We start from the raw sequence: 22,932 nt of genomic DNA on the forward strand, positions 1-22,932 counted from the left end.
GAGGGCGAAGGCAATTGTTGGAGCTCTTTTCTAGCGGCGGCTTCGCCACCGCTAGAAAAAGCGACTTGCCGAAGACCGACGTTTTGTTTTTTTGAAATGGAAAACCCTTTTTGCGTTTGAAACGCAGAAAGGGTTATGTGGTGGCAAAAAACAAAAGGGCACGCCAATATTTTAAAACAATTACATTCTGTTTACCACGTTAATTCCCAATAAATTAAGGGATTTTCTGATGGTTTTTGCTGTTAAATCAGAGATTTGAAGCTTGAATTGTTTTGCATTTTCATCTTCTAAAGTCATTACAGGATTGTTTTGGTAAAAAGAATTGTACGTTTTCACCAAATCATAAACATAATTGGCAACTTGAGCTGGACTTAAAGTTTCCGCAGCTTTTTCCACAACTTCCTTATAATTAGATAATTGCATAATCAATTCTTTTTCTGAAGCATTTGGCTCGTAATTTCCAAAATCACTTTCTACAAAATTTGCTCTGTTCAACAATGACTGAATTCTGGCGTAAGTATATTGAATGAAAGGGCCTGTATTTCCGTTGAAATCTATACTTTCGGCAGGATTGAAAAGCATTTTCTTTTTAGGGTCAACTTTTAGCATAAAATATTTCAGAGCGCCTAAACCTACAATTTCGTAAGAATTTTCTTTTTCTTCGTCAGACAAACCTTCTAATTTTCCTAATTCTTCGGCTTTTTCTTTGGCAGTAACGTACATTTCTTGCATTAAATCATCTGCATCAACTACCGTTCCTTCTCTGGATTTCATTTTACCTTCAGGTAATTCTACCATTCCGTAAGAAAGGTGATACAATTGATTTGCCCAATCGTAACCTAATTTTTTTAGAATTAAAAACAACACTTGGAAGTGGTAATCTTGCTCATTTCCAACGGTATAAATGAGTTTCTGAATATCATTTTGCTTGAAACGTTCTACTGCAGTACCCAAATCTTGTGTCATATAAACGGAAGTTCCATCGCCACGAAGAACAAGCTTTTGGTCGAGTCCGTCTTCTGTTAAATCAATCCAAACTGAGTTGTCATCTTTTCGAAAGAAAACGCCTTTTGCTAAACCATCTTCAATGATGTCTTTTCCTAAAATATAAGTATTGCTTTCGTACTGAACTTGGTCGAAATCTACGCCTAATCTTTTGTAAGTTTCATTAAAACCAGCATAAACCCAAGCATTCATTTTTTCCCAAAGTTCACGAACTTCTGGTTTATTTTGCTCCCAATCTAAAAGCATTTTTTGAGCTTCTTGAATAATTGGCGCTTGTTTTTTTGCGGTTTCTTCGTCTAAACCTTGCTCTTTAAGTTCTGAAATTTGAGCTTTATAATTTTTATCAAATTCTACATAGTAATTCCCAACGAGTTTATCTCCTTTTAAGCCAGTAGTTTCGGGCTTTTCTCCGTTTCCGAATTTTTTCCAAGCTAGCATAGACTTACAAATATGGATTCCTCTGTCATTGATTATTTGAGTTTTTACTACATTGTAACCTGCTTCTTTTAGAATTTGAGCCACAGAAAAACCTAATAAATTGTTTCTGATGTGCCCCAAGTGTAATGGTTTATTGGTATTCGGTGAAGAATATTCTACCATTACGGTTTGGTTTTTATTCTCTTTTGTTTCAAACTGAGATTTTATTTCTTTGAAATTTTGAATAAAAACCGAATTATTGACAGATAAATTTAAAAATCCTTTAACTACATTGTAATTTTCAACCACATTTTTTTTCTTCAATTCTTCACCCAATTCATTTCCTAAAACATCTGGACTTTTTTTGGCCATTTTCACCAAAGGAAAAATAACTACGGTAAAATCTCCTTCAAAATCAGTTTTGTTTTGTTGAACTTCTAAAGAAAGATTTTCAATTTGGTAAACATTTTTAAGGATTTCAGAAATTGAATTTTGTATATTTTGTTTGATATCCATTTTAAAGATTTTTGCAAAGATAATAAATAAAAAAACCACCCGAAAAATCGGATGGTTTTTATTGTATTTATTTGAAATAAATTAGAATTTATCCCAGAATAATTTAGTTTCAGCTTTATCACCACCAATTTTAGTTGCAGCAGCGGTAACATTAGTTTTGTTAAGCACATATTCCTGATCAGAATAAGGCATTCTTTTAGGAACTGCAGTTAATCTTGAGTTTGTTGGGTTAGTTAAAACAGGATAATCAAGTCTTCTCGTAAAATTCCAAGCAGCAAAACCTCTATCAAATAATGAAATCCAAGCTTCTTCTCCAATAGACTTTTTCCAATTAGTTGCATCATAAGGATGTGCTGCAATGTAAGCTGAAGCATCAGCTGCAGGAACTCCATTTTCATCCATTGAAGCTTGCTGAGCAGCTTTAAATAAATCAGCTGCAGTAGCGCCACCCATATTAAATCCTCTAGCAACCCCTTCTGCTTTTAGAAATAAAACTTCTACATAACTAAATAAATTAGCTGGAGCATCTGCGCCTGTAAAATGAGAAGAAATATGAGAATAACTGTTGTAAGGAGCCAACGGGCCAAAAGGACCACCTTTGTATACACCTCCGATTTTAGTAAACCAAACATCTCTTCTTGGATCACTCTTAGAGTTCATTAAATCTACAACTGGCTGAGAAGGAACAAAATCATATCTTCCAGACGCTACTAAATCATCAAAAACTGGATTAGTGAAAGTCCCTCCATCAAAATGAAAGCTGTATGAATCTGCATTAGATGAAAGTACACCTGAAGCAACAGCAGCTTCTGCTGTTGTTTTTGCTAATGCAGGATCAGTATCAGCTAAGTTAATTGCAAGTCTCAGTCTTATAGAATTGGCTAGTCTAGTCCATTTTGACATATCACCATAATAAACTAAATCTTCTTTATCATAGCCAGATTTTGATAAGTTAATATTTCCAAGAACATTATTTAGTCTTTTGATTAAGTCTACATAAATATTCTTTGCATCATCATATTTTGGAGCAAATTGACCTGAACTAGCTTTTAAAGCATCAGTATAAGGTATATCACCAAATGTATCTACGGCTTGTTCCCAAGCAAAGATTTGTGCAATTTCTAATGAGGCATACTTATTTGCTTTCAAACTTGGATCACCTCCTTCTGAAGCTAAATTGGTTTTTGCCTGCTCATAATTATTGATCGTGTAAACATACAATCTGTTAAAAACATTTCTTGGCTGATTACGAGTTACTAAATCATAGTTCACCTCATCTGTATAGGTAGTCTCTGACCACATTTGGGTAAAAAATCTATAATTATTGTGATTTACGCTTCCAGTATATGCATAATAAAATTGTTGATACTGCCCCATTGCGAATAATGTTCCTGAAGGTAAAACCTGAGGGTGCTTCGGGTCTATGTTTAGAGAAGTGATATCTCTCTCACACGAAGTTAAGCTAAATGCTAAGACTCCTAATATAATTGAACTTAATAGTTTTTTCATTTCTTGATAAATTTTTGATTAAAACTTAAATGTTACATTAACACCAATATCTCTAGTCGTAGGTAAAGTACCAATAGAATAACCATAAGTTCTGATACCACCACCAACACTAGCTTCAGGGTCAGAGTAAGGTGTATTTTTATGAATTATCCATAAGTTTCTACCTACAATAGATATTTTAGCATCTTTAATAAATGTTCCTGACAACATTGTTTTTGGCAACGTATAACCTATACTAGCCTCTCTTAATTTAACATATGAAGCATCATATACAAATCTAGAAGCAGGCATTCTCGCATAACCGTCTAACGAACCAAAAGCAGATGGGTTAGTAGTAACTGTCTGGTTAACTTGTCCATTTGGATTAACTCCTGGATATATTACTCCATTTTCTCTTATTCCACCTTCAGCTGTTTCTGGATATAGACCAGTTGCTAAACCATAATACATATCGGTTGAGAAAACTTGACCTCCATGTTTCACATCAATTAGGAAACCTAAAGATAGAGATTTATAATTAAATGTATTTCTTAAACCACCAATCCAATCTGGAGTAGCGTTACCAATAATTTGATTACCAACTCTTTGATATCTACCTGTAGTAGCAGAAATTACAGGCTGTCCGTTAAGATAAACATAATCTGATCCTACTAAAGTTCCCCAAGCGTAACCTTCTCTTGCATTAATTGAAACACCTCCTTGGAAAGAGTTTAATAAAATGTTGGAAACATCTGAAACTCCGTTATGAAGAAGACTTACGACTTCGTTTTTATTCTTAGACCAGTTAGCATCAATGTTCCAAGAAAAATCATTAGTCTTTATAGGAACTAAACCTAATTGAAATTCCATACCTTCATTATTAATTTGTCCTGCATTAACTACTGCTGAAGACAATCCACTTCCTGAAGAAATTGGCAAAGAAATAATCTGATTATACGTTCTTGTTTTATAATATGCAAAATCTAAACTAACTCTATTATTGAATAATTTAAACTCTGTACCCACCTCAAATTCTCTAGACTTTTGAGGCTTTAAACTAGCATTTGGTTGAGTTGTTTGTGAACCAAAAATACCTACACCTCCAGCTTGACCATTAAAAATCCCTGTAGATGAATATGTCGTAGAAAGCATGTAAGGATCTGCTGTTCCACCTACTTCAGCATAATTAGCTCTAACTTTCCAGAAATTCAAGAAATTTGGTTTGAATAACTCAGAAATAATGAAAGCTCCAGTAACTGAAGGATAAAAATATGCATTATCACCTTTTGGTAGAGTAGAACTCTTATCCCATCTTGCTGTAGCATCTAGATAAAATACTTTATAAAAGTCTAATGAAGCTGTTGCATAAGCACTTGCTGTAAGTGTAGTATATTCATTTTCAGCAGGAGCTAAAGTTGCTTGTGCTGAATTTCCTAATGAATAAATGCCCGGCACTACTAATCCACCTTCGGTCGAATTATAAATAGAATTATAATAGTTTCTTCTTACATTCCCTCCAACAATACCACTTGCATTAATACTAGAAGTTATATCGAACTTATAATTTGTATATAAATCATAGTTTGTTTCTGTCATATTAATATTTTGTCTAGCATAACCTGAAGGTACAGATTTACCAGACTGACCAAAACCTTGAGCTAATGAACCAACTGCTAATCTATTCTGGATATACATATTAGACAAATCGTGAGATATTTTACCCGTTACACTGAATCCTTTTGATACATCATACGTTAATTGTGCATAACTAAAAGATCTAGTTCTATCATCAGATTGATAGTTTTGATATCTTTGGAAGTATGGGTTATTCCAGAAAATTGGATTACCATCTGCATCAGAAATTCTATTCCAAGTAACATTACTTCCTGTAACTCCATTAAGGGCTAAATTTCTATAATATGCATTTTTTTGAGAGATAACATCTACGTTAGTCTGCCACCATTGTCTAAATCCAGAAACGATATTATCACTATACCCAGTTTCATTACGTCCTTTAGTTCTTTGGATTGTTAAAGTCGTGTAAACTGTTGCATGTAATTTATCTGTTAAATTGTGGTTAACTTTTAATGATAATGTATTCTTATTCAAATCTGAATTAGGCATAAGCCCATTAGCAATCATATTATCATAAGACATACTAAAGTTTCCATTCTTATTACCCTTTTCTAATGAAATTGTATTTGCAAAAGTAAATGGGGTTTCAAAAAATGTAATTGGACCATTTTTAGCTGCTACCCAAGGCATTGCTTTTCCATAGTTAGGAGAGGTTGGATCAAAAGAATCCCAATGATAAACTAATAAATTTGGATCAAATTTAGGCCCCCAAGAAGCATCTTCACCGAAATTTACAAAATCTTTACCATCTGAGGCACTACCATAATAAAATGAAGGATCATAACCAGCACCATATTGAGTTTGATATTTTGGGAAAGTTGATTTGTCTATAAAACCCGCTTGTACATTCGAAGACAAAGTTACTCCCCATGAACCATCATCTTTACCTTTACCATTTTTTGTAACAATAACTACCACCCCATTCAGACCTCTCTCACCATAAAGTGCAGATGCAGCAGCACCTTTCAATACGTTTACAGATTCAATATCTTCTTGATTGATATCTTGTAAAAAGTTACCATAGTCAAAACTTGAACCATAAATCATACTATTATTAACAGGAGAACCATCAATAACGATAAGTGGATTACCTCCACCTAATGTTTTAATTCCTCTAATCACTAAGTTTGCTGCACCGCCAAAGTTATTGTTAGTGTTTACATTCAAACCAGCAACCTTCCCTGATAATAAAGATGCCACGTTTCCAGTTTTGGTAGTTCCTTCTGTTAAAGCCTCAGCTTTTACTTCTTGAGAAGCATACCCTAAAGATTTTTTTTCTCTTTTAATACCCAAGGCAGTTACAACCACGCCTTCGATATCCTTAGTTTTAGTAGTGTCTACTTTTGTCTTTTGTGCATATGACACAGTAAAAGAAGCAGTAAGAACAACAGCTAAAACGCTTTTTGTTAGTTTCTTCATATCAAATTAAATTTTTCAATGCCCAAATATGCAAAACTTTATTAAATTAAACAATAGTTTAGTTAAAAAAATGTTAATAATAATATTTTTTCCTTTTTTTGTTATATTTGTGTTAAATAACAATTTAGTGATGTGATTTTTGTCATTTTAAGCATCAAAAATTATCAAATATTTAAACAAAAAAAATCAAATCAAATTTATTTTTTGATATTTTATCTCCAAAACCCTTCAAGACGAGGGTGTTTTTTAAAAAAAATACATTTTTCTAGATTAAAATAACTTAAACAACACCACACCTCTAAAAAAACCATAAAAAACAAATAAACATGTAAAAATAAAAATTAACTCCATTTTTAAACAATGAGCAATAAAAAAATCTATTTGCTTGTTAAAGAAATATTAAAAATCAAAATTTATATTAAATTGCATTAACAATACCCCCACTAATTAACAAATGGAATTATTAAAGTCTTGGTCTAATCAATATATAGAAGCAGGTTGTGATGAAGTAGGAAGAGGTTGTCTTTGTGGCCCCGTAGTTGCAGCAGCAGTAATCATTGATGAGCATTTTGACCAAAACCTCATCAACGATTCTAAAAAATTAAACTTCAAAACCAGAATAGAATTAGACTCATATATAAAAGATAATGTAATTGATTTCGCCATTGCTGAACTATCGCCAGAATTTATTGACCAACACAATATTTTAAACGCCAGCATTCACGCAATGCACAATGCACTAGACCAATTAAAAATAAGACCTGAACTTATTTTGGTTGATGGTAATAAATTTCATCCTTATAATTTTATCCCACATCAATGCATCATAAAAGGAGACTCAAAAATTCTTTCTATTGCAGCAGCTTCAATATTGGCAAAAAATTACAGAGACCTTTTGATGATTGACCTTCACGAGGAGTTCCCAGAATATGGTTGGAATAGAAATATGGGATACGCCACCAAAACACACAGAGAAGCATTAAAGAAATTTGGCCCTACTCCATATCATAGAAAATCCTTTAGACTTGACTATGATTGATAATTGATGATTGATGATTGATTATTGGAGAAAAATATAATGAATATTTTAGGCATTATCAACATTCTCAAAATTTTTCACAAAAAAATCGGACAAGAATTTCCTATCCGATTTTTGTAATATTTACATGTTTATTTTTTTCTTTTTTGCGCTTCTTGCATTTTTTGTTGCTCTTGTGCTTTTTCCATCATCTCGCGCATACGTTTTTGGAATTTACCTTCTGGCTTAGGTCCTTTGGCTTTATTTTCCTGAATCATTGCGTGAATCTTTTTCTCGTCTAAAATCCAATGTTTAATGGCTAAAATGATAAAAATATTTAATGCATTAGATACAAAATAATACCAAGAAAGACCAGATGAAGAGGTATTTAAGAAAAAGAAAAATGTAACTGGGAAAATATACATCATAATTCTCATATCTGGCATACCTGGCTGCTGCTGTTGCTGCATATTACCAGAAGTCATGATAGTATATATCAAAATAACTACAGTACAAGCAATAGCAAAAATACTAATATGCTCGCCAATTAACGGAATATTAAAAGGTAGTTTAATCAAATCATCATAAGCGGTAAGGTCATTCACAAACCAAAAACTCTTTCCTCTAAGGTCTATCATATTCGGGAAGAAACGAAACAATGCATAGAAAATAGGAATCTGTACCAATGCTGGTAAACAACCCGCCATCTGATTAATTCCTGCTTTTCTATAGATTTCCATAGTCGCTTGTTGCTTTTTAAGAGGGTCTGCATTTTTGAATTTTTCATTAGCCTCCTCTATTTCAGGTTTTACCACCTTCATCATAGCACTCAGTTTGTGCTGCTTATACATTACTGGAGACAGAACCAACTTGGTAACAATGGTCATCAAGAAAATTACCCATCCTGCAGCAATTCCCCAATCTGTCAGCCAATTGTAAACGGGCACAAAAAACCATCTGTTCAGAGTTCCTATAAAACTCCAACCAAGTGGTAAAATGGTATCAAACTCTTTTCCTTCAAAAGATTTGAGTAATGGTAAATCCAATGGCATAAAATACCATTTGAAATTTTGATTTAACTCGTTTCCGGCAAGTTTAATTTGTCCATCAAAATTAAATTTCTTTAAAAGCTCACCTTCTTTTATAGACTCTTGAGTTCCCTTTGAATTAATAAAACCATTAGAAGTTTCTATAACCGAAGTGAAAAACTGTTGTTTTACGCCAATCCAATTGAGTGTTTCTTTGGGCTCTTCGAAACCATTGGTATCATAATCTGCATCTTTATAATTATTGAAAGCATAATTAAACTCAGAATGGGTTTGCTCTTGCGAGCGCCCTTTTTCCATTCCTCTTACAGAATAATTCCAGTTAAATTCTGCTTTATCATCTGTAACTAAATTAGAAAGACCTTGAGTTTTAACATTGAAATCTATAGCGTATTGATCTAATAAAGTATATACAAACTGAATGGTTGCCCCAGAAACCTGAGCAGTCATTGTTACAGAATTACCAGCAACACTTGGGCTAAAGATTAAATCTTTGGTGCTGAACACCTTGCCTGTTTTATCTTTAAATTGAAATCCGTAGCTAGAATTATTTTTATTGATTAAATAAAGAGGCAAGTCATGTTCATCTGTTTTTTTGTCATAAGCAAAATATTGATTCAATTTCGCTGATGAAATCTGACCGCCCAAAGCAGAAAACTCTACTGTTAACAATTCATTTTTAAGCGTTACATTTTTTATAGCTGCTGCATTTACAGGAGTTGTAATATTAACCGCATTCGTAGGCTTAGCAGTAGTTACCTTTTGCTCTGTCTTTGAGTCTTGTGGTGACTTTTTAGCTTCATCTGTTTGTTTATTTTGAAAATAAAACATAAAAGCCATCAGTACGGCAGAAAATATAAAAAAGCTAATTAATTGATTTCTATCTAATCCGTTGTTTTGTTGCATCATAATTGATTTGAAATTTGAAATTCGAGATTATATTTCTCAAATAGTATTCCTATTTATTTTAGCTGACAAAAATAGGAAATTTTTGCCAAAATGACGCTTTTTATTCGACATAAAAAAAGCTCCCATCATCTAGGAGCTTGTCGTTTATTTTTTAGTGCTTGCTTTTATCAATGCTGAGAACAAAGGGTGTGGCGTAGCAACTGTACTTTTGTACTCTGGGTGATACTGCACCCCTACATAGAAAGGATGGTTTTGAAGTTCTATGGTCTCTACCAATTTGGTATCAGGATTTACTCCCGAAGCCTCTAAACCATTGCTTTCAAAATCTTCTAAAAACTCACTGTTAAACTCATAACGGTGTCTGTGTCTTTCAGTTATATTTTTAGTTCCATAGATTTCAAAAAGTTTAGTGCTAGGTTTTAATTGGCATTTCCACGCTCCCAATCTCATGGTTCCACCTTTTTCTACTACATTTTTCTGTTCTTCCATTAGAGATATTACAGGATGCTTGGTGGTTAAATCAAATTCGGAAGAATTAGCATCTCTGAAACCTAGAACATTTCTAGCAAATTCTATGGTCATAATCTGCATTCCGAGACAAATTCCTAAGAGTGGAATTTTATTTTCTCTGGCATATTTTGCGGCTAAAATTTTACCTTCTATACCTCTATCACCAAAGCCAGGAGCAATAAGCATTCCGTCAATTCCTTTGAAATTTTCTTCTAGATTAGATTCTGTAAGGTCACCACTGTAAATCCATCTCAGCTTCACTTCGGTTTCTTGTGCAGCACCAGCATGTATGAAAGCTTCGGCAATAGATTTATATGAATCTTGTAGAGAAACATATTTACCCACCAAAGCGATTTCTACTTTTTTCTTAGGATTTTTATATTTTTTCAAGAAATCCTTCCAATCTTTTAAATCAGAGTCTTGGTTGATTGGCAATGCCAATTCTTTGAGAACTACCTCATCAAATTTTTGTTTTTGCAATTCTAAAGGAACCTGATAGATGGTTTCCACATCCATACTTTCTATAACATTCTCGAAAGGTACATTACAGAATTGCGCCAGTTTAGATTTTACTTCTTTCGGGATTTTATGTTCTGATCTACAAACCAAAACATCTGCCATAATGCCAGATTCCATCAACATTCTTACGGAATGCTGAGAAGGCTTGGTTTTCAATTCTCCACTTGCTGCTAAATAAGGCAAAAGAGTAAGGTGAATTACCATAGAATTATTTTCACCCAATTCCCACTTCAGTTGGCGTACACTTTCTATATATGGCAAAGATTCTATATCACCTACTGTACCACCAATTTCGGTGATGATGATGTCGTAATCTTGTTTTGATAAAATTTTGATTCTTCGCTTTATCTCATTGGTAATGTGTGGAATTACCTGTACCGTTTTCCCTAAGAAATCGCCTTTGCGCTCTTTTTCTATGACGGTCTGATAAATTCTACCAGTAGTAACGTTGTTGTTTTGAGAAGTAGGAGAATCTAGAAATCTTTCATAGTGTCCTAAGTCCAAATCTGTTTCTGCACCATCCTCCGTTACGTAGCACTCTCCATGTTCATACGGATTTAGCGTACCTGGATCTATATTAATATAAGGGTCTAGTTTTTGGATAGTTACTTTAAAGCCTCTTGATTTTAAGAGAAGGCCAAGTGATGAAGACACAATGCCCTTTCCCAATGATGAAGTTACACCTCCTGTTACAAAGATGTACTTGGTATTCTTTTTACTCATTAGATTTAGGTTTGTGCAAAGTTAGGGGAATTTAGGATAGGGAGCAAATTTTATTATGAGATTTGGCTTCTTCAAAATTTTAGCACGCCTATTTCATCAGTTAAAATCTAATTAAAAACAACTCCCTTTTATTTAGCTCAACAATTTATTTTTTTGACTTAGATTTCTAAATTTGATGGTTTTTAATTGTAAAAGCTCTCAAATATAAAGACCTATGAACAGGCAATAAAATTCAACTTTTCTTAAGGGTTTGTTCGAGGATTGTTCGAGAATCCTCCCAGTCAGCTTCGGAAAATAGATACTTTTTTCGAAGAAACCTCGAACAAACATAAAACTTGATTCGAACGAAACCCTACTTCAACTCATACTAAATCCTTCCATTATTAAATCAATCCATTAGAAACATAAAAAAGACATTGCAGATAGTTTCATATAGACAATAATCAGTCTTAAAATATTTATTTTTGTAAATTGCAAATTCTTTTATCAATCATCATTTAGCATTAAAAATAAAGGTGGCAAAAATAAAAACAGCATATTACTGCCAAAACTGTGGCACTCAATACTCGCAATGGCACGGACAATGCAAAAATTGCGGAGAATGGAACACGCTAGTCGAAGAAATAGTAGAAAAAAAATCTTCGCACTATGATATACTAGGAAGTGGTAAACAAAAAATTATCAATATTACCGAAGTGGAAGCGGGTAATGAACAACGTCTAAAAACGATAAGCGAAGAACTTAATCGTGTTTTGGGTGGTGGTATTGTTCTCGGCTCTGTGATTTTGATTGGTGGTGAACCTGGAATTGGGAAATCTACACTTTTGCTACAACTCGCCTTGAAAATGAAGAAAAAAATCCTCTATGTTTCAGGCGAAGAAAGTGCCTCGCAAATTAAAATGCGCGCAGATAGATTGACAGATGTACAAAACCCGAATTGTTTTCTATACACCGAAACCTCAGTAGAAAAAATCTTGAAAGAAGCCAAAAATCTGCAACCTGACGTCATGATTGTAGATTCTATACAAACGCTTCAATCTCAGTTGATTGAAAGCTCACCCGGAACCATTTCTCAGATTAGAGAATGTTCTAATGAATTGATAAAATTTGCCAAAGAAAACAACATTCCTATTATTTTAGTGGGGCATATTACCAAAGACGGTCAAATTGCTGGCCCTAAAGTTCTAGAACATATGGTAGATGTAGTTCTGAATTTTGATGGCGACAGAAATCACCTTTTCCGACTGCTGAGAGCGCAGAAAAACCGTTTCGGTTCTACCCAAGAAATTGGGATTTATGAAATGGTGACCCAAGGTTTGAAAGAAATAAAAAATCCTTCAGAAATCCTGATTACCAAAAAATTCGAGGAGCTTTCTGGCAATGCAGTTGCGGTTACTCTAGAAGGAAACAGACCTATGTTGCTAGAAATTCAGGCATTGGTTTCTAGTGCTGTTTACGGAACTCCACAGCGTAGCTCTACTGGTTTTGATGCCAAAAGGCTGAATATGTTGTTGGCAGTTTTAGAGAAACGTGCAGGCTTTATGCTTGGCGCAAAAGATGTTTTCTTGAACATCACAGGAGGAATAAAAACAGACGACCCAGCCCTAGATTTAGCGGTGATTGCAGCAATTCTGAGCAGCAATGAAGACCTTGCCATTTCTGAAAAATATTGTTTTGCAGGAGAAATAGGTTTGAGTGGAGAAATAAGACCTGTTCCGCAAATAGAACAGCGCATTTCGGAAGCTGAAAAATTAGGTTATGAAAAGATTTTCATCTCTAAACAAAGTAAAATTTCTAAGAAAAATTATGGAATAACAATAGAAGGAGTAAACAAAATAGAGGAATTCCACGAAAAGATTTTTTAGAAAAAAAAGATTTAGTACTCGTAAATTTTTCTTAACTTTAAACAAACATTTAAGAATTATTTACCATAATACGAAAGTTATGAATTACCTTGCTCACACATTTCTTTCTTATTCCGATGAACAAATTGTAGGAAACATTCTTGGTGATTTTATCAAAAACAAAAATCGATATGATTATCCTGAAGGAATACAGCAAGGTATAACACTGCACCGTGCCATAGATGCTTTTACAGACGTACACCCTAAAGTTTTGGAAGCCAAAAAAGTGTTCCAACCGATAGTGAGATTATATTCTGGAGCTTTTGTAGATGTGGTTTTTGATTATTTTTTAGCCAATGACAAAAATGTAAAATCTGACAAAGAATGGCGAGATTTCACCGCTCATGTTTATCAAGTTTTAAACAATCACGAAGAGATTTTGCCTGAAAATTTCAGAAAAATCCTTCCTAGGATGGAAAAAGACAATTGGCTATACAATTACCGTTTTGATTGGGGAATGGAATACAGCATTACCAATGTGCTCAACAAGGCAAAATACCTGAACAACACCATCCCTGTATATGGGTTTTTTCAGCACAACAAAGATTTTTTAAGAAAATGCTACGATGAATTTTTCCCAGAATTGAAAGATTTTTGTGATAAATTCAATGAGAATTTTTAAAATTTAAAATAGCTGATAGAGATATCTATCTGGATAATTCATCTTGCTACTTTTTCTGTTTCCATTGACAATAATATGAACAATATTCATCTGGTCATCATACAAATTATACAATAAACTTACCGCCGTTTCTACTTTTTTGGGTGCTTCGGCAATCTCAGATTCTAAGTAAATATTGACCGCTTCTTTATCTTCTTCATATCCTAAGAAATTAATTTTTAAAAATTTGTTGTTATTTTTTAGTTTAAAATATTCTGAAAAATAATTTTCTAAAGCTTTATCAATGGCTTCTTTACTTTTTTCCTCTCCAAAATGTAAGGTCTGATTGTACTTTTTATTGAGCCCATTCTCTAAGTCATCTAAGAAAAGTCTGGCTGAAATCTCAAAAGTTTTAGTTTTAGCATTATAATTAATCTCAACAGAACCAACATGATACGGATGCTTATCTTTTGCAGAAAGCAGAAGGAAAAACAACATCCCAAATAATATAAAGAGCTTCTTCATAACAAATACATTTCAATTTTCGTTTCGAAATTAATCATTATTTTCGTAACTTATTTTAAAAAGAATGACAGATTTTTTATTTTATTTACAATTAGGCTGGGAACATATTATTTCTAGTGATGCACTAGACCATCAATTGTTCATATTAGCATTGGTGGCTATTTTCAGTTTCAAAGATGCAAAAAAAGTTCTCATTTTGGTAACTGCTTTTACGATTGGGCACTCTGTAACTCTTGCTCTTAGTGCGTTTGATATCATCAGATTTCCTAGCAATTGGATAGAATTTTTGATTCCTTGCACCATCGTTTTCACGGCTTTAGACAATCTTATTTTTTCTAAAAACCAAGAACAATTAATAAAACTCAATTATTTTTTAGCTCTATTTTTTGGATTAATCCACGGAATGGGATTTGCCAACTCTGTAAGAATGATGCTGGCACAAGAGCAAAGTATTACGATACCGTTATTTGGATTTAATGTGGGTTTAGAAATAGGTCAAATTGCAGTCGTAATTATTGTTTTAAGTCTTTTTTTCTTGCTTTCTACTTTTTTAAAATTACAGAAAAAACATTGGATAATTATAGTTTCTATTCCTATTTTACTCTTCTCTCTTAAAATGGCAATCGAAAGAACACCATTTTAGTCCTATTAAAATCACATTTTCGGATTTAAACCCCATTATTTTTGAACAATTGTTTAAAATTAATAAGTTTTTTTGTAACAAATACCTATATTTGTTGACATATCTAGAAAATTAATTTGATAATGAAAAGGAGTCTAAACATCTTTGTGTTTTTATGCTCTATGGTGAGCATTTCTGCTCAAAACATTCAAAACAATCCTGGCAGCAATCACGGGAACAAATTTGAACAATTGGGCACCATTTTACCTACCCCTAATAATTACAGAACTGCATCTGGTGCACCCGGCCATGATTACTGGCAACAGCGTGCAGATTATGACATTTCTGCTTATTTAGACGAAGACAAACTCAACCTAAAAGGCTCTGAAACCATCACTTACTACAACAATTCTCCTGATGAATTAGAGTATCTTTGGATTCAATTAGACGAAAACCAACAATCTTCGGTGAAAAATGCAGGATATGACAACAGCTCAGTTTTACCGAAACAAACTTCTAGTTCTAGATTATCTGCTTCAGAATTGCCAGCTAAAGATAACGGCTTTGGTATAAATCTAGAAAAAGTAACTGATGCTGATGGCAAACCACTTTCATATGTAGTGAATAAAACGATGATGAGAATAGATTTGCCTAAAAAATTAAAAAAAGGAGAAAATTTCAAGTTTAAAATAGATTGGAACTACAATATTGCCGACCGTATGAAAATGGGCGGAAGAGGCGGTTATGAATTCTTCCCAGAAGATGGGAACTATCTTTTTACCATGACACAATGGTACCCTAGACTTTGTGTATACTCAGATTTCCAAGGATGGCAAAACCACCAATTTACAGGTAGAGGAGAATTTGCACTTACTTTTGGTAATTTCAAAGTAAAAATGAATGTTCCTGCAGATCATACCATTGCTTCTACAGGTGTTGGTAAAAACTTCTCAGAAGTGCTTACACCAGAACAATTAGCAAGATGGCAAAAAGCTCAAAATGCGACAGAACCAGTAGAAATAGTAACATTAGATGAAGCTAAAAAAGCAGAAAAATCTAAATCTAAAAATAGAAAAACTTGGGTTTTCGAAGCAGAAAATGTAAGAGATTTCGCTTGGACTTCTTCTAGAAAATTCATTTGGGATGCTATGCCTCAGGTAATTGCTGAGAATAATAATAAAGTAATGTGTATGAGTCTTTATCCTAAAGAAGCTTACGGGTTATACAGAAAATATTCTACAAAAGCGGTAGCTCACACCATCAAAACGTATTCAGATTTTACCATTCCTTATCCTTATCCTGTAGCTCAATCTATTGAAGCAGCCAACGGAATGGAATATCCTATGATTTGTTTCAACTATGGTAGAACAGAAAAAGACGGCACCTACTCTGAAGGAATTAAAAACGGAATGCTGGGGGTAATCATTCATGAAGTTGGTCACAATTTCTTCCCAATGATTATCAATTCTGACGAGAGACAATGGTCTTGGATGGACGAAGGACTTAATACTTTTGTAGAATATCTTACAGAAGAACTTTGGGATAACAAATTTCCATCAAAAAGAGGGCCTGCTCATACGATTGTAGATTACATGAAACTACCAAAAGATCAATTAGAGCCTATTATGTCTAATTCTGAAAATATCATTCAGTTTGGGCCAAACGCATATTCTAAACCTGCAACTGGTCTTAATATTTTAAGAGAAACCATTATGGGAAGAGAGCTTTTTGATAAAGCTTTTAAAACCTATGCAAAAAGATGGGCATTTAGACATCCTGAGCCTGCAGATTTCTTCAGAACAATGGAAGATGCAAGTGGTGAAGACTTAGATTGGTTCTGGAGAGGTTGGTTCTATAGCACAGATCCTGTAGATATTGCGATTGATAAAGTAACCGTAGCTACTCCTGATTTTGATGGAAAAGCAAACGCAAGAGAATTTAAATATAAAGTAGAAAAACCTGCGCTTAATGATTTTGAAGACATTTCTAAAATCAGAAACAGAGAAGATAAAAAAATCACTTTTTACACAGATAAAGACACGTCTACCCAAGATTTCTACTGGAGATATGATAGAGGTCTAGAAAATGTAGATACTACTAAAGAATACACCATAAAAGGTGAAGCAGCAGAAAACTTGACCGAAAAAGAAAGAGAAAAATTTAAAAATTTAACAGGTTATCAAATAGATTTCTCTAATAAAGGAGGTTTAGTAATGCCACTTATTTTAGAATTCACCTTCGAAGACGGTTCTAAATTAAACGATAAAATCTCTGCTCAAATTTGGAGAAAAAATGAAAAAACAGTTTCTAAAACTTATTTCTTCGACAAAAAATTAAAGTCTATTCAACTAGACCCAATGAAAGAAACTGCTGACATTGATACTTCTAATAACTTCTGGGGAACTTTCTCAGAACCTACCAAATTCCAAGTATTCAAAGATAGACAACAGCAGCGTGCTAGAGGAGCTGCACCTGGAATGGTCAACCCAATGCAAGCCGCAGGAAAGAAAAATTAACTCTTAGATAATTGATAAAACAACAAGCCACTCAAAATTTTGAGTGGTTTTTTTTTCTGCCAAAATTTCACATCATTTGTCATAACTCTGCCAAAATTATCTCAAATCCAAAATTTAAAATCTCAAAATAGACTTGGCACAGATTTAGAGAAAGTACAAGAAGATTAACTTTAAAAAATAATTATACATATGTCAGTAAATTTTAAACCATTAGCAGACAGAGTTTTAGTAGAACCTGTACAAGCAGAAACTAAAACCGCATCAGGAATCATCATTCCTGACACCGCAAAAGAAAAACCACAAGAAGGAACTGTAGTTGCTGTAGGCAACGGAAAGCCAGACGAACCAATGACTGTGAAAGTTGGTGACAGAGTACTTTACGGAAAATATGCTGGTTCTGAATTAAAACTAGACGGTAAAGATTATTTAATTGTAAGAGAAGGTGATTTATTAGGAATTATTGGATAAGCTTTCGGCAATCAGCAGTTAGCATTCCGCATTTGGAAAGAAAATAAAATTTAATATTAATTATGCTGAAAGCAAAAAGCCGACAGCAAAAAGCAAAATAATATGGCAAAAGAAATAAAATTCGATATTGAATCAAGAGACGCCCTAAAGAGAGGGGTAGACGCATTAGCTAATGCAGTAAAAGTAACTTTAGGACCAAAAGGTAGAAACGTAGTAATCGAAAAAGCTTTCGGTGCTCCTCACGTAACTAAAGACGGAGTTTCTGTAGCGAAAGAAATTGAGCTAGAAGACAAAGTAGAAAATATGGGCGCACAAATGGTAAAAGAAGTAGCTTCTAAAACCAATGATATTGCAGGTGATGGAACTACTACTGCTACTGTTTTGGCTCAAGCAATTGTAAGAGAAGGACTTAAAAACGTAGCTGCTGGTGCTAATCCTATGGATTTAAAAAGAGGAATCGACAAAGCAGTAACTGCGGTTGTTGAAAATCTTAAATCTCAATCTCAATCTGTAGGTGATTCTGCTGAAAAAATTAAGCAAGTTGCTTCTATTTCAGCAAATAATGATGACACCATCGGAACTTTAATCTCTGAAGCGTTCTCTAAAGTAGGTAAAGAAGGTGTAATCACTGTAGAAGAAGCTAAAGGCACTGACACTACTGTAGATGTAGTAGAAGGTATGCAATTCGATAGAGGTTACCAATCTCCATATTTCGTGACCAATGCTGAAAAAATGGTGGCTGAACTTGACAATCCTTTCATCCTTTTAGTTGAGAAAAAAATCTCTTCAATGAAAGAATTATTACCTGTTCTAGAACCTGTGGCTCAACAAGGAAAGTCTCTATTAATCATTTCTGAAGAAGTAGAAGGTGAAGCTTTGGCGACTTTAGTGGTAAACAAATTAAGAGGTTCTCTTAAAATTGCTGCGGTGAAAGCTCCAGGTTTCGGAGACAGAAGAAAAGCAATGTTAGAAGATATCGCTATCTTAACTGGTGGACAAGTTGTTTCTGAGGAAAGAGGTTTCAATATGGACAATGTTACGATTGAAATGCTAGGTAGAGCAGAAAAAGTAACTATCGACAAAGACAATACAACCATCGTAAACGGAGCTGGTAACGAAGAAGAAATCAAAGGTAGAGTAAACCAAATCAAAGCTCAAATGGAATCTACTACTTCAGATTATGATAAAGAAAAATTGCAAGAAAGATTGGCTAAATTAGCTGGTGGAGTTGCTGTTCTTTATGTAGGTGCTGCTTCTGAAGTAGAAATGAAAGAGAAAAAAGACAGAGTTGACGATGCACTTCACGCTACTAGAGCTGCTGTAGAAGAAGGAATTGTAGCTGGTGGTGGTGTTGCTTTAGTAAGAGCAATTCCTGCATTAGAAAACCTTTCTGGAGCTAACCAAGATGAATCTACTGGTATCAAAATCGTAAAAAGAGCCATCGAAGAACCATTGAGACAAATCGTAGCAAATGCAGGAGGTGAAGGTTCTGTAATTGTAGCTAAAGTAGCAGAAGGAAGCGGAGATTTCGGTTATAATGCAAAAACTGATGAATATGTAAATATGCTAGAAGCAGGAATTATAGACCCAACTAAAGTAACTAGAGTTGCTCTAGAAAACGCAGCTTCTGTATCAGGAATGCTATTAACTACAGAATGTGTAATCACAGAAGTTCCAAAACCTGAAAGTGCAATGCCACCAATGGGAGGAGGAATGCCAGGAATGATGTAATACGGCTTTTAGCTAATAGCTATTTGCCAATTTCTAGAAGCAAATATATATAATCCGTTCAATTTTTTTGAGCGGATTTTTTTAATCAGCAATTAGAAACTTTTTTTACTTTTGAAAAGCTTACTCCAATAATTTCTTTTGTCACTTTTGCAGTTTTAAAAATTTTTTATTTCCAAAAATTTTCAAGAAATTAGTAAAATTAATTTCAAACTAATGAAACCATACATCGCCATCAATGCTTCTGCCGGTTCTGGTAAAACCTACACTTTGGTACAAAGAGTGTTGATGATTTGCCTTGAAAATCCTTATCAAAAAGACGCTATTCGTCATATTTTGGCGCTCACTTTTACCAATAAAGCAGCCAACGAAATGAAGGAAAGAATTCTTTCTTGGCTCAAAGAATTTACACAAGAAAACTACGCCGAAAACGATAAATTACTCGGAATTCAACAAAGATTTGAAGAACAAGGCAAGAAAATTACGTTAGACGATTTGCATCAACGCTCACAGAAAGTGTTGGATTATATTTTACACAACTACTCTACTTTAAACATCGGAACGATTGATAAATTCAACGCAAAATTGGTGAGAAGTTTTTCTTATGAATTGGGTTTGGCGCAGAATTTTAATTTAGAAATTCAGCCAGAACCGTTTTTGATTGAAGCTGTGGATCAAATGCTCAATAAAATTGGCGAAGACGAACAAATTTCCGAAGCTTTTCTCGATTATGTAAATTATAGTCTCGACCAAAATGAACGTGTCAACATCAATAAAACCCTACTCGATTCTGCTAAAGAATTTGTGAACGACAAGCACTATCATTGGCTTGAAGAAAATAAAGATTTTGATTGGAAAGCCTACGAAAACACCAAAAATAACATCAGAACTGAAATCCGCGAACTCAAAGAAAATTCTAAAAAAATTGCGCAAGATTCTTTAGATTTAATTAAAAACAACGGTTTAGAAATCGAAGATTTTGCCAATGGAAAAAATGGAATCGGTGGATTTTTCAACAGAATTATAGAAAAATCTGAACCTTTGCTTTACGAAACAGAAGCCGAAGAAAACCGAAAACTCGAAAGTTATCAAAAAGGAGCTTCCACAAAAAGTAAAAACAAAGAAGGAATTATTTTTTCTATACTAGAAACTTTAATTGAAAATCGTAGAAAAATTATTCAAAATTATATTCTTGGAGAGAAAAAAGAGAAAATTTTACGAGCATTATTGCCTTTGAAAGTCAACAAAGAAATTCAAGACCAATTGCAACAAATCGAAGATGAAAACGATTTGGTTTTGCTTTCAAAATTTAATGTTTTGATTAACGAAAATCTTCGCAATGAACCTTCTGCATTCATTTATGAAAAAGTGGGAATACAATTTCAACACTATTTTTTCGATGAATTTCAAGATACTTCTGCATTACAGTGGATGAATTTTCTTCCGCTCCGTGACCACAACATCGCAACCGAAAATTCTAGTTTTACGTTAGTTGGCGACCCGAAACAAAGTATTTATAGATTCAGAGGTGGGAATGCAGAAATAATGCTCGACATTATCAATAAAAAAGACATTTCGCCGATTGAAGTGGAAATTGAAACGCTTCAACAAAACTTTAGAAGCGCCAAAAATATTGTGAAATTCAATAATGAATTGTATCATTTCTACGGAAGTTATCTCAATGAAGAACACGCCAAATTATTCGGAAAAGATGCAGAACAAACTGCTTTTTCTGAAAAAGAAGGCAGAGTGAAAGTCCATTTTTTAGAAAATGATTTGAAGGAAATTTATTACCAAGATTGCACCGAAAAAATGCAGCAAGATTTGCAAGAGTGCATCAATAATGGTTTTGAATTTAGCGACATCACCATTCTTTGTCGAGGAAATAATGATATTTTCAATTTCTCTAAATTGTTGGGAAATCTAAAAGTGAATTACAAAGGCGAAGAAACCTATATTAAAACCATTTCTGAAAAAGGCTTAACACTCGAACTTTCGGGAACACTTCGAGCTTTGATTCAGTTTTTAAATTGGGAAACTTTTCCTAAAAACAGAAGATTTTTGGTGAAAATGATGTACGAATTAGAAAAATCTGGAAGAATAGCAATGCAGGATTTTTCGGTGGAAATGAAGCAAATTTTAGAAATCGAAAATAAAAAAGACATTGAAAATTTCATCAAAGAAAATTATGGTGTTGCACTGAAACAAGAAGATTTTCCGCATCTTAATTTGTACAATTTCATTGAATATTACATCCACGAATTTTCGGTGAAAGATAAAGAAACCGACTTCTTACTCAATTTTTTAGAGTTGCTTTACAATTACACGCAAAATGCGGGTGCAACTTTGAAAGATTTTCTTAATTTTTGGGAAGAAGAAGGCAAAAACACGAGCATTCAAGCATCGGAAAATATTGATGCGGTGCAATTAATGACCATTCACAAAGCAAAAGGTTTAGAATTCCCAATTGTTTTTCTACCGATGGAAAATGCACACAAAGACAGTAAAATTCAGGATTGGTTTTCTTTGGAAGAAAATACCGCTTTGAAATCAGTAAACATTGGTGGTTTCGACAAAAAATTACAAACCTACGATGACCAAATTTCTGAATTTAACGAAGAAAATGCTTACAAAAATTTCATCGACAGATTGTGTTTGCAATATGTTGCCACAACTAGACCTGTAGAACAGCTTTTTCTTTACGTTCAAAAACCTGGAACTGACAGTAAAACAGGTGCAGAAAAATCTTCAAATATTGAAATTTATGATTTTTTAAAATCTAAAAATGTAGAAAATTTAGACAGTTTTGATGTTTTTAAAATTGATGAGAATGCTCTAAAAAAACAAAGCAAAAAAGAAGAAAAACAGCACGTTTCTCAACAAATTTCTTCATTAACTCAAAAACACGAAAAATCCGCTAATATTACCATTGCAACGCCATCTAAAAATTATCAGGAAAGAAACGAAAAAGTAAGAAATGGAATTTTCACTCACGAAATTTTAGCGAAAATCAACACCAAAAATGATGTAGAAAAAGTTTTGAAATCTTATCTTTTAGAAGGATTAATTACGGAAACTGAAAAGACTGAAATCACCGAAAGAATTTTTGAAATTATAGAAAAACACCCGAAATTTTTTGCTGAAAATCAAGAAGTTTTAAGTGAAAGAGAACTAATGATTGACGGAAAAACCTACAGACCAGACAGAATGGTGAAAATAGATGACGTCTGGTTTATCATCGATTTCAAAACGGGAAATCCATCAGAAAAACATCAAAAACAAATTGATTTATACCAAAAAGCGATGGAAAATTTGGGTAGAAAAATTGGCGGTGCGGAATTGATTTATTTGTAACTTCGTAAA

At 33.5% G+C, this 22,932-nt stretch carries 14 protein-coding genes; 8 read left to right on the plus strand and 6 right to left on the minus strand.

Annotated elements, in window-relative coordinates:
* Positions 1-180: 180 nt before the first annotated feature.
* The 3 genes from argS to IEW40_RS11795 all read right to left on the minus strand — a co-directional run bounded on the left by argS (position 181) and on the right by IEW40_RS11795 (position 6,480).
* Positions 181-1,938 carry an arginine--tRNA ligase gene (argS, locus tag IEW40_RS11785; RefSeq protein ID WP_188618302.1) on the minus strand — a complete coding sequence of 586 codons (1,758 nt, stop codon included), beginning with the start codon at positions 1,936-1,938 and terminating at the stop codon, positions 181-183.
* Between the two features lie 81 nt (positions 1,939-2,019).
* Positions 2,020-3,447: a SusD/RagB family nutrient-binding outer membrane lipoprotein gene (locus IEW40_RS11790; protein WP_188618303.1), complete on the minus strand. Its 1,428-nt coding sequence runs from the start codon at positions 3,445-3,447 to the stop codon at positions 2,020-2,022.
* A gap of 18 nt (positions 3,448-3,465) precedes the next feature.
* Positions 3,466-6,480, minus strand: a complete 3,015-nt coding sequence (locus IEW40_RS11795) for a SusC/RagA family TonB-linked outer membrane protein (protein ID WP_188618304.1) — start codon at positions 6,478-6,480, stop codon at positions 3,466-3,468.
* Positions 6,481-6,934: 454 nt separating this feature from the next.
* Between IEW40_RS11795 and rnhB the strand changes: the two genes are divergently transcribed.
* Positions 6,935-7,519 (plus strand): ribonuclease HII, encoded by a 585-nt coding sequence (gene rnhB, locus IEW40_RS11800; RefSeq protein WP_188618305.1) that lies wholly within the window; start codon positions 6,935-6,937, stop codon positions 7,517-7,519.
* 131 nt (positions 7,520-7,650) lie between these two features.
* Here rnhB and yidC read toward each other — a convergent pair whose 3' ends face one another.
* Complete coding sequence (gene yidC / locus IEW40_RS11805; RefSeq protein ID WP_229663443.1) at positions 7,651-9,453, minus strand: membrane protein insertase YidC; 1,803 nt, start codon at positions 9,451-9,453, stop codon at positions 7,651-7,653.
* A 144-nt stretch (positions 9,454-9,597) separates the two neighbouring features.
* A complete protein-coding gene (gene pyrG, locus IEW40_RS11810) occupies positions 9,598-11,205 on the minus strand; it encodes a CTP synthase (protein ID WP_188618306.1) in 1,608 nt (535 codons plus the stop codon).
* Between the two features lie 515 nt (positions 11,206-11,720).
* Between pyrG and radA the strand changes: the two genes are divergently transcribed.
* The gene (gene radA, locus IEW40_RS11815; RefSeq protein WP_188618307.1) at positions 11,721-13,070 is read left to right on the plus strand and encodes a DNA repair protein RadA; all 1,350 of its coding nucleotides are present in this window, start codon (positions 11,721-11,723) and stop codon (positions 13,068-13,070) included.
* Positions 13,071-13,149: 79 nt separating this feature from the next.
* Complete coding sequence (locus IEW40_RS11820) at positions 13,150-13,731, plus strand: acyl carrier protein phosphodiesterase (protein ID WP_188618308.1); 582 nt, start codon at positions 13,150-13,152, stop codon at positions 13,729-13,731.
* Between the two features lie 3 nt (positions 13,732-13,734).
* On the opposite strand, the gene IEW40_RS11825 is transcribed toward IEW40_RS11820, so the two are convergent.
* Positions 13,735-14,235, minus strand: a complete 501-nt coding sequence (locus IEW40_RS11825) for a DUF6702 family protein (RefSeq protein WP_188618309.1) — start codon at positions 14,233-14,235, stop codon at positions 13,735-13,737.
* A gap of 64 nt (positions 14,236-14,299) precedes the next feature.
* Between IEW40_RS11825 and IEW40_RS11830 the strand changes: the two genes are divergently transcribed.
* The 5 genes from IEW40_RS11830 (at position 14,300) to IEW40_RS11850 (ending at position 22,923) form a co-directional block, all read left to right on the plus strand.
* Positions 14,300-14,878, plus strand: a complete 579-nt coding sequence (locus tag IEW40_RS11830) for a HupE/UreJ family protein (protein WP_188618310.1) — start codon at positions 14,300-14,302, stop codon at positions 14,876-14,878.
* 122 nt (positions 14,879-15,000) lie between these two features.
* Positions 15,001-17,373: a M1 family metallopeptidase gene (locus IEW40_RS11835; protein ID WP_188618311.1), complete on the plus strand. Its 2,373-nt coding sequence runs from the start codon at positions 15,001-15,003 to the stop codon at positions 17,371-17,373.
* Positions 17,374-17,562: 189 nt separating this feature from the next.
* Positions 17,563-17,841, plus strand: coding sequence for a co-chaperone GroES (locus tag IEW40_RS11840; protein ID WP_188618312.1), 279 nt, complete (start codon positions 17,563-17,565; stop codon positions 17,839-17,841).
* A 102-nt stretch (positions 17,842-17,943) separates the two neighbouring features.
* Positions 17,944-19,572, plus strand: coding sequence for a chaperonin GroEL (gene groL, locus IEW40_RS11845; RefSeq protein WP_188618313.1), 1,629 nt, complete (start codon positions 17,944-17,946; stop codon positions 19,570-19,572).
* 213 nt (positions 19,573-19,785) lie between these two features.
* Positions 19,786-22,923, plus strand: coding sequence for a UvrD-helicase domain-containing protein (locus tag IEW40_RS11850; RefSeq protein WP_188618314.1), 3,138 nt, complete (start codon positions 19,786-19,788; stop codon positions 22,921-22,923).
* Positions 22,924-22,932 lie beyond the last annotated feature (9 nt).

Origin of the sequence: Cloacibacterium rupense (assembly GCF_014645495.1) — a bacterium.
Lineage (GTDB): Bacteria > Bacteroidota > Bacteroidia > Flavobacteriales > Weeksellaceae > Cloacibacterium > Cloacibacterium rupense.